At 70.8% G+C, this 8,663-nt stretch carries 8 protein-coding genes and 1 pseudogene; 2 read left to right on the top strand and 7 right to left on the bottom strand.

Going from position 1 to position 8,663, the window contains the following annotated elements; genetic code table 11:
* Positions 1 to 156: 156 nt before the first annotated feature.
* The 5 genes from ON38_RS28940 to ON38_RS28920 form a co-directional block, all read right to left on the bottom strand.
* Positions 157 to 495: a hypothetical protein gene (locus tag ON38_RS28940; RefSeq protein ID WP_039828244.1), complete on the bottom strand. Its 339-nt coding sequence runs from the start codon at positions 493 to 495 to the stop codon at positions 157 to 159.
* A 261-nt stretch (positions 496 to 756) separates the two neighbouring features.
* Positions 757 to 1,503 carry a sterol desaturase family protein gene (locus ON38_RS28935; RefSeq protein WP_083873178.1) on the bottom strand — a complete coding sequence of 249 codons (747 nt, stop codon included), beginning with the start codon at positions 1,501 to 1,503 and terminating at the stop codon, positions 757 to 759.
* Entirely contained in the window at positions 1,500 to 2,222 is a 723-nt protein-coding gene (locus tag ON38_RS28930; protein ID WP_039828243.1) for a FadR/GntR family transcriptional regulator, read from the bottom strand. The genes ON38_RS28935 and ON38_RS28930 overlap by 4 nt, the downstream gene beginning before the upstream one ends.
* Positions 2,223 to 2,254: 32 nt before the next feature.
* Positions 2,255 to 3,295, bottom strand: a complete 1,041-nt coding sequence (locus tag ON38_RS28925) for an LLM class flavin-dependent oxidoreductase (RefSeq protein ID WP_039828242.1) — start codon at positions 3,293 to 3,295, stop codon at positions 2,255 to 2,257.
* Positions 3,296 to 3,299: 4 nt separating this feature from the next.
* Positions 3,300 to 4,121 (bottom strand): DUF1684 domain-containing protein, encoded by an 822-nt coding sequence (locus ON38_RS28920; protein WP_039828241.1) that lies wholly within the window; start codon positions 4,119 to 4,121, stop codon positions 3,300 to 3,302.
* 283 nt (positions 4,122 to 4,404) lie between these two features.
* Between ON38_RS28920 and ON38_RS28915 the strand changes: the two genes are divergently transcribed.
* Entirely contained in the window at positions 4,405 to 5,472 is a 1,068-nt protein-coding gene (locus ON38_RS28915; RefSeq protein ID WP_039828264.1) for an enoyl-CoA hydratase/isomerase family protein, read from the top strand.
* A 278-nt stretch (positions 5,473 to 5,750) separates the two neighbouring features.
* On the opposite strand, the gene ON38_RS28910 is transcribed toward ON38_RS28915, so the two are convergent.
* Positions 5,751 to 7,142 (bottom strand): amidohydrolase family protein, encoded by a 1,392-nt coding sequence (locus ON38_RS28910; protein WP_039828239.1) that lies wholly within the window; start codon positions 7,140 to 7,142, stop codon positions 5,751 to 5,753.
* Positions 7,139 to 8,350, bottom strand: coding sequence for a CoA transferase (locus tag ON38_RS28905; RefSeq protein ID WP_245564329.1), 1,212 nt, complete (start codon positions 8,348 to 8,350; stop codon positions 7,139 to 7,141). Before ON38_RS28905 ends, ON38_RS28910 begins: the two co-directional genes overlap by 4 nt.
* On the opposite strand from ON38_RS28905, the pseudogene ON38_RS38300 reads away from it, so the two are divergent.
* Positions 8,269 to 8,616: pseudogene (locus ON38_RS38300) on the top strand (acetyl-CoA C-acyltransferase); the annotation flags it as partial. The gene ON38_RS28905 and the pseudogene ON38_RS38300 overlap by 82 nt on opposite strands.
* Positions 8,617 to 8,663 lie beyond the last annotated feature (47 nt).

Genomic DNA, 8,663 nt, shown 5'->3' with positions numbered 1-8,663 from the left:
GATGGAGCATGATGGTCTCCTTGTTCGATGACTTGCGCCGTTCGCTCCGGTTTTCGGAAGCGGACGGACGAGCTGGATCATCCGCCGTTCGGTATTCACGCTGGTCTTCAGCGTACGCGCAAAGCGATGCAAAATCGACGCATCGGACGGCTCGGTTCAGGAATACCGCTCATCGTTCCGGTGATACCCGGGTCGTGCGTGTTCCCCGACGCCGGGCAGCGCGGCGGGCGCACCTGTCGGATCCGGGCCGACGAGCCGGCGCCAGCGATTCGAGAAATTGGAGATGGCCCAACCCTGCAACCGGTCATGGGCCTCCATCAGCTCTGACCGGCGCAGCAGACCGGCTTCCCGGGCCGCGGCCACCGCTTCGATGTAGGCCGTCTCGGCCGATAGCAGCTCATCGACCACCCGGGCCTGCTCGTCGAGCAGATCCTCGATACGGCAGGCGATCTCGTGTGGTGCCGTGCTCGTGTCCTGGCCGGGAAATCGGTGCATACGCCATCCTCGGAAATTGGGGGTGGAACCTGCAGAAGAACCGGCTGCCCGGCGGTGCACGCCGAAATGTGCACCGTCCGAACTCCGTGAAGCTGTGGGTTCACTACTACCCTGTGGCGATTGCGGTCGTGCATCCGGTACCGCGTGACCACTTCGTCGGAAGGTCGTGCCGTGGTGGTTCTGCCGGTGGCGGTGCCACGTTCGAGTCCGGTCCGGCGGAGGTCCCTACCGTCGGCACGGTGCCGCCGACAGCGCCGAATGCTAGGTGACCTGCGGCGTGTGCAGAGCTTTCGCGGTGGGGGAGTTGGGGATCGAGGCAGGATCCGGATAGGTGCCCAGGACCCGGTCCGCGGTCCCGGCGGTGGTGACGGCGAACCAGTAGTGCTCGTTCTTGAAATGGTGCAACCGGTGGTTGCGCCGCACGGCGCGCAGGAGCGCGCCGCGCGGCTGGTAGTCGGTGTGCACGAGGAGATGGGTCCATTCGTACACCAGTCCGAGCGCACCCACGGTGGTCAGGAAGGTCAGGCCCGGTCCCGGACGGCCGAAGGCCAGCAGGGCGATGGCGACCAGGGCGGGCAGCAGCCACAGGAAGGTCTGCCACGGGATGAAGATCAGTTCCCGGATCCGCGGATCGGCATGATGTTCGCGGTGCTTACGCGCCAGCAGCGAGTCGATCCGCCACCGGCCCAGGGTGCGCGGCCGCCAGTGCAGCACGCAGACGTGGATGATCCACTCCACGAAGGGGAAGGCGGCCACCACGAATACCGGAATCAGGGCGTCGGCGAGCTGCCAGTCGCCTATCAGGATCCGGATCGTGGCCGCGGTGACCAGCAGCGCGGCGATCACCCACGGCGAGGGTGCGTGACGGAAGGCGGTGAACACATCCGCGAGCGATTCGTGGGTGCGGCGGGCGGATCTCGCCTCGTCGGCGGCCAGGCGCCCCTGGGCGAGACGGTCGATCTCGGTGTGCCGGCCGCGCCGGGTGCGCAGCGCATGCGGAAGGTTCATGACGTCTGATCCAATCGGTGCAGGAGAGTATCGAATTCCGTGCTGGCCAGTGACAACAGTGCCTCGGCGCGGGTGCGGGCGGAATCGGTGTCACCGGCGGTGACGGCCTCGGCCAGCGCGCGGTAGCGGCCGGGTTGCCCCACCTCGGCGTCCATGACGCCGGTGAGGGCGGCCATGGCGGGTTCGTAGACGGTCCGCAGCTGGTTGAACAGCAGGCGGTAGACGATCGAATCGGCGGCGTCGACCAGGTGGTCCCAGAACCCGAGGGCCGCGAGCTGGCGGGCCAGGGGATCGTCCCGGTCGGCGAGTGTGTTCACCGCGGCCGCGAGCGCCGGCCCGGCCGCCGGACCGGCCCGGCGCGCGGCCAGGCCGGCGACCTCGCGGCCCAGGGTCGCACGAGTCTCCAGAATGCTGCGCACTACGGAGTGGTCCAGCCGGCCGTCGCGCAGGATCAATCGCGGTAACAGTTCGAGGCCGCCGGAGCGGCGCGGATCGCGGACGGTGGTGCTGCCGCCCTGGCGGATCTCCACCAGTCCGGCCCGCGCGAGTCGCTGTACCGCTTCGCGGACGGTGGGCCGGGAGACGCCCAGTGCCTCGGCCAGCTGACGTTCGGCGGGCAAGGTCGAGCCGGGGGCGAGTTCGCCGGTGAGAACGTCGTCGACGAGCTGGTCGTAGATCTCGTCCGGAACCGACCGGCGGGCGATCCGCTTCAATGCCATACCCGGACGGTAGACCCATTATTGGTAAGAGGTCAAGTGGTCAGACCAGTTTCGGTCGCGGGTTGCCAGCCCAGCCGAGGGGCGATGTGCTCGACGGTGTCGTGCAGTATCTGCTCGTAATCGCCGCGATGGAATTCGTACGGCAGCTCCAGCCGCAGCTCCGCGGTGGCGGCCACGACCGGATCGGCGCGCAACCGATCGAGGATCTGCTCGGCGGTGCCGACCAGATCCGGGGCGAACAGGATCCGCCGCTCACCCTGCGGTGCCCGGGTCCGCTCGTATCGCCCGGCCGCGTAGCGGCGGTAGCGTTCGCGGGTGGCGCGGTCGGCGCTGTCGAAGGGCACGATCACCCGGCCGACCGCGACCCGGGCCGGCCGGGCCGGGTCGACCCGGCGGCGGTATTCCGCGATCAGGCCCTGCTGTGCGGTGATGAAATCGTCGCTGTGCTCACCGAATACGATATTGCCGGTGAGCAGGTTCAATCCGTGCGCACCGGCCCAGCGCATCGACCGGGTACTCCCGCCGCCATACCAGAGCCGATCGACCAGCCCCGGATCGTGCGGCTGCAGCCGCGGCCGTTGCGTATTGCCGGGTGAGTGGATCACCGTGTCCGGGTCGCCCAGGTAGTCGCCGCGCAAATTGTCGATCAACCGCTCGATCCGACCGTAGGAGAGATCGTAACCGCGCCAGTCGCCGTCGAAGACGAGATCCCCGATCAGCTCGGCGTGCGGTGGAGTGCCCGCGCTGAAGCCCGGCTGCAGTCGTCCGCCGGACAATACATCGGCCATGGCCAGATCCTCGGCCAGCCGGAACGGGCTCTCGTAGCCGATCGGGATCACGGCGGTGCCCAGTTGGATACGACGGGTCCGCTGTCCAGCCGCGGCAAGGAAAACGGCCGCCGACCCGACGCCGTGCTCGAGATGACGCTGCCGGATCCAGGCGCCGTCGAATCCGAGCCGTTCGCCGAACTCGAACAGGCGCAGGGTGTCCTCGAGCCCGGCGGCGGGGTCTTCGTCGGGGTAGTTGCCCGGAGTCAGGAACGACAGGTTCTCGAGCGGAATGGGCGCACTCATCGGGTCAGCTGCGCTCGTAAGGGATCTTCTCGCCCGCCTCGATCGCGACCGGGAGCCGGTTCTCCGCCGGGGGGAGTGGGCAGGTCGCCAGATCGGTGTAGGCGCACGGCAGGTTGACGGCCCGGTTGAAGTCCAGGGTCACCGTGCCGTCGGTGTCCGGGGGCGGTAGTTGCAGGACGCGGTTGGCGGCGTAGGTGGTGACTCCGGAGGTCGCGTCGGTGAACAGCACCGTCAGCGCGCCCGGCGACTTCCCGGGAAAAGCGGTGAATCCCAATGCCTGCCCGGCCCACTCGAAGTCGATCCGCCCGGGGGCGTCGTAGACGTGTTCGAGCCCTTCCACGGCCGCGCCGACGGTGGTCGGCCGCGGCTCGGCGAACGCGGTGTAGCGTCCGGCGACCACCCATCTCGGATCCGGTGCGTAGGCGGGTGTGCCACGAAATCCTTTGCGCAACGGGTTGTCCGGGTGCCGCGGGCGCACGATATCGTGCCCGCCGCGTTTGGCGACCTCGATCACGGCCTCGCCCCACACCGCCTCGACGCCGTCGCGTTCCGCAATCGTGCCGAACCTGTGCGTACCGCGCCGGACGGTTCCGTCGACCACCAATTCCTCGCCCGCGTCGAGAACGACGGTGACACCGTCGGCGCCGGTGGACCAGGCGCCCGGCGCGTCCGGGAACCGCTGCGGTGTCGCGGTGAGCCAGTGCAGACCGGTTATCGCCAGGAATCCGTGCGGATCGGCCAGCCGGGCCTCCTGCTGCCGATGCCACTCCTGCCATGCGGCGCGGAACGTGTCGCTGTCGGTCGCCGCGGTTGCCTGCGTTGCCATGTGGTGCTCCTCCGAGATGTCTTCCCCGGTGACGACTTCGACCGGGTACCGCTCCGGGTGGAACGGCCGACGTGTCTACGGCGACCAGCAGTCGCTGACTTCGATCCAAGCGTGTGCCCGCCGGACCGGACAGGATTGCGATCAGCCGGAACGCAAAGCTCACACTCCGGATCCGCGCGTGCGCGGCCGTTGCTCCGGGCGGGTACCGCCCTCGCCCGGGCGCACGCTCGGCAAGGGTTTCGCCCCTGCTACGTTCCGAGGGAGGAAGTCAGGGACGGTGGATATGGACGTGCGAATGCTTACCGCGGCGGAAGTGGCCGGTGGCGCTCTCCTCGAATCGGCTCTGGATCCGGTGTCGCTGCGGGAGCCCCTGCTGATCGTCGATCTGGACGGCGCCGACGGTGCGACCGCGCGAGCCGCTGCCGCCCGGATGGCCGCGTGGGGCAGCCCGGCACTCGGGGTCTGCTCCGGCGCGATCGGCCCCGACCTGGCGCCCCTGGCCGCCGCACTGGACCTCACCTATGCCCCTGCCGAGACGGCGGACCGCTCGGTCGTGGGTGTGCCGGACCTCGACCGGGCCCGCACCGATTTCCTCGCCTGCGTGCGACGGTGTCCGCAGGCGTCGTATATCGCCGCACAGGTGTTGCGCGCCTCGGAGAACCTGCCGCCGGACGCGGCGATCGATGTGGAATCGCTGGCGTACTCGACCCTGCAGGGCGGCGCCGAGTTCGGCGCCTGGCTCGACGAACGACGCCGGTTGGGCCGGCCGCTGCCGCCACCACCCGAGACGGCGCCGGTACTGCTGTCGGCCGAGGGCGACACCCTGCGGATCACCCTCAACCGTCCGGAACGACGCAACGCCTATGGGACGGCACTGCGGGACGGCCTGGTCGAGGCGCTGCGTACCGCGATCATGGCCGAGGCATTCGACCGGATCGTCCTGGACGGCGCGGGGGCGTCGTTCTGTTCCGGGGGAGATCTGGACGAGTTCGGTCACACACCGGATATCGCGACCGCGCATCTGATCCGTACCCGCGGCGGTGCCGCCCGGTTGATGGCCCGGCTCGCCGACCGCATCGAGGTCCGGTTGCACGGGCACTGCGTGGGAGCCGGGATCGAGCTCTCCGCCTTCGCCGGCCGGGTGGTCGCCGCACCCGATACCGTCGTCCGCTTACCCGAAGTGGCGATGGGTCTGATCCCGGGGGCCGGGGGCACGGTGAGCGTGCCGCGCCGGATCGGCCGCTGGCGGTCGCTGCACCTGTTCGTGACCGGTATCGCGCTCGGCGCCGAGCAGGCGCGGGCGTGGGGGCTGGTCGACGAGATCTCCGAGGGGGCCGGGCCGGAGGCGTAAGCCCGCGCGCGCAGTAGCGGCCGTGCCGGGGCGAGAGGTGTGTGCTGTGAGCAGTGGCGCGGCGGGCCCGGTGGGTTCGGTCGCAGGTGCCTGGCGGTCGAACACCAAATGCGTCGATGTGGCGATCGGGATCGACGCGGCCAGGCCACCGTGATGTACACGTCCCTGTGTGCCGCCGAGGACAACGCCGAGTCCCCCCTGGGCACGGTGATGGCCAAGGCGCAGGCGCGGAATGCCTGAGTCTGTGTGCGGCACAGAACATCCAGATCCACGGCGGTTTATCGATCGAACACGATCCGTCCGCCGATGATCGTGGTTCGTACCGCCGCCGCGGCCGGTTCCGCGAGCTGCCGGGTGATCGGCCGGTCCAGCAGTACCAGGTCGGCGGCGATTCCCGGAGCGATTGTGCGCGCCGGGCCGCCCGGGTCGTGCAGCGGCGCGAGGTAGCGGCCGAGCGCCTCCGCCGGCAGCAGGGTTTCACCCGGACCGACGATACGGCCGTCGGGTGCGCGCCGGGACACGGCCGCGGCGACCACCTGCCAGGGATCGAGTGGACCGTACGGGGCATCGCTGGACAGGGCCAACCCCACGCCGGCGGCGGCAATACTGCGGCACCGGTAGAGATCGGGCAGGTCGGCCGGATCCACCCGGCCGAGATAGTCGTCGCCGCGGTCGGCGACGAAACCCGGTTGCGTCACCACGGTGACACCGAAACCGCGCAGGACATCGAGGGATTCGGCCGGTACGACGGCACCGTGCTCGATCCGGTCGCCCGCGATCGTGCCTGCCTCGTCGAATACGGCGAGCAGGACGAGCAGCGCTTCCCGGCTCACGCAGTGCACCGCGACGGGTCGGCCCAGCTCGTGCGAGCGCCGGACCGTGCCGACGAGTGTATCGATCTCGGGCAGTCCCGAATCCGTGAGGACGATCTTGTACGGCCCGGTCGCCACCCCGGCCGTGCCGGTCCGGCCGAGCGGTACCCCCAGCAGCGTGAGCCGCTGGGGTACGCTTCCCGCGGCCGCCGCGGCGCCGAGCGCGGCGAGGGATTCGGCGCTCAGATCCGGTGTGGCGTCGGTGATCCCGGTGATCCCGTAGCCGGCCAGTCGCGCGCCGACCGTGGCGAGATCGGGCGGGCCGGTATCCGGTAGCCGCGAACGCAGCCAGGTGTCCGCGCGCCAGAGCCGGCCGGTCGCCCGGCCGGCCGCATCGCGTTCCACACCCGGTTCGTCCGCGGAGTCGAGGCCGACCCGGTCCACGGCGGCCGAGTTGAGTACCCACAGCGCGCCGCTGCGATGCTGGATGCGCACCGGACGGGTGCTGTGCAGCGCGTCGAGCGCCGCCGAATCGAGCAGGCCGGCCACGGTTTCGACATAGCCGAACCCGCGAATCCAGCCATCGCCGGGGGCGGCGGCGAGCGCGCGGGCGAGTTCGGCGGCGGTGTGCACCCGCGGCGGCCCGCAGCGGACCGAATCCGTCTCCGCCGCGAGTGCGTGCAGGTGCAGGTGATGGTCGTGTAATCCCGGCAGCAGGGCGCCGCCCCCGGCATCGAGCTCCGGGACTCCGGCCGTGGGCAGATCCGTCCCCAGCGCGACGACCACGCCGCGGCGGAGCAGGACGTCGGTGCGCGACCCGCCGGAGACTTCCGCGTCGCGGATCAGCAGATCCGTCATCCGAGCCGCACACCCAGTTCGGCGAGTACCGCGCCGGTATCGCGGCCGCTGTCGGGTGCGGTGCCGGTGGCCGCACGGCGGGCCGGCGCGACGATCTGCGACTCCTCGATCGGCACGGTCGCGGTGGCCGCGGGGTCGAGTGTCGCGGCCACCACCGCCGACATCGAGATATCCCAGAGGCGACCGCCGCTGCCGGCCGGAGCCGACATCGCCAGGACGGCCGCTGTCAGGCCGGTCAACGGGTCGGCTATCGCGTCGCCGACGAACAGGGGTGTGCCGTCCGGTGCCCGGGCCACCAGGCCGGCGGTCGCGGCGATATCGTCCCCGAAGCCGATGCGGTTCGAGGCCCGCCCGTGCGCGGTGATCGAGATCCAGGTGCCGCCGGAATCGGCGAATGCCCGGGCATCGAGCCCGAATCCGGCCAGCGCGCGCGGACGCGACGCCTCGATCACGATATCGGCGGAGGTCACCAGTTCGCGCAGCGCGCGGCGTTGTACGGGGTCGCCGGGGTCGAGGACGACGGATTCGTGACCGCCGTGCAGCAACCCGTAGAAACCAGGGTCCCCGCGGCGGGCGCCGTCGGGGCGGGTGGGGGTTTCCACCTTGATCACGCGCGCACCCGCGAGCCCCAGGAGGTGGGCGCACAGCGGGCCCGCCCACAGGGCGCTGAAATCGACCACACGCAATCCGTTCACCGGGCGGGGTTCCGAGGGTTGCGGTGGTTCGGCCGGTACCGGGGCGATGGGTCCCGCCGCGACGCCCAGCAACTCCGCGCGCTCGGCGAGCTCGGCACCGGTGTGCGCGCGTAGCCACTGTCGCACTCCGGGCCACGGATCGTCGACCGGGTCCTGGCAGACCAGTGCGGCGAGCAGAACCGGATCATCGGGCCGCGCGCAACTGACCGCGGCCCAGCCGTCGGCGGTGGGTAGCAGGCGGCAGGCCCGCCCGGCCGAGCGGGTGCCGCCGCGGGTAGCGCCGGTGAAGGCGGCGCGCTCGGTGAGCAGGCGGGCGCCGTCGAGCCGGACCCGTCCGCCGGTGAGCGCCGCGATCCGGGCAGTATGCGCGCGGGCGACGGTGGCCGCGGCACCTGGCGGTACCAGTGCGGGTCCGTCCGGCCAACCGGTGAGTGCGGGAACTCCGCTGTCGGCCCAGTCGCGGATCCGCCGCGCCGCGGGGGTCGAGGCGGCCACTGCCGAGGTGTCGGGCACCTGCCGACCCTACCGGCCACGGTTTCGCGGACTTCGACCTGGTGGAATTGAACGAAGCGTTCGCGTGCCAGGTACTCGGCGTGCTGCACGAATGGGGCTGGGACGACCGGGACAGAGTGAACGTCAACGGATCCGGCATTTCGCTCGGGCATCCCATCGGCGCCACCGGTATTCGCATGCTGACCACCGCGTTGTACGAATTGCGGCGGCGCGGCGGTGGCACGGCACTGCTGACGATGTGTATCGGTGGCGGCCAGGGGATGGCGGCCGTGGTGACTTCGGCCTGGCCGGGCCCGGATGGTGACGTGTTCGC

The sequence above is a fragment of the Nocardia testacea NBRC 100365 genome, assembly GCF_000308775.1.
GTDB lineage: Bacteria > Actinomycetota > Actinomycetes > Mycobacteriales > Mycobacteriaceae > Nocardia > Nocardia testacea.
Note: the sequence above shows the minus strand (reverse complement) of the source record. Positions and strands in the feature narration are given on the sequence as shown.

Excerpts from the sequence above, each read along its gene's own strand:
- ON38_RS28925 (WP_039828242.1), bottom strand. The coding sequence starts at position 3,295 with ATGAGTGCGCCCATTCCGCTCGAGAACCTGTCGTTCCTGACTCCGGGC.
- ON38_RS28915 (WP_039828264.1), top strand. The coding sequence starts at position 4,405 with ATGGACGTGCGAATGCTTACCGCGGCGGAAGTGGCCGGTGGCGCTCTC.
- ON38_RS28935 (WP_083873178.1), bottom strand. The coding sequence starts at position 1,503 with ATGAACCTTCCGCATGCGCTGCGCACCCGGCGCGGCCGGCACACCGAG.
- ON38_RS28920 (WP_039828241.1), bottom strand. The coding sequence starts at position 4,121 with ATGGCAACGCAGGCAACCGCGGCGACCGACAGCGACACGTTCCGCGCC.
- ON38_RS28940 (WP_039828244.1), bottom strand. The coding sequence starts at position 495 with ATGCACCGATTTCCCGGCCAGGACACGAGCACGGCACCACACGAGATC.
- ON38_RS28910 (WP_039828239.1), bottom strand. The coding sequence starts at position 7,142 with ATGACGGATCTGCTGATCCGCGACGCGGAAGTCTCCGGCGGGTCGCGC.
- ON38_RS28930 (WP_039828243.1), bottom strand. The coding sequence starts at position 2,222 with ATGGCATTGAAGCGGATCGCCCGCCGGTCGGTTCCGGACGAGATCTAC.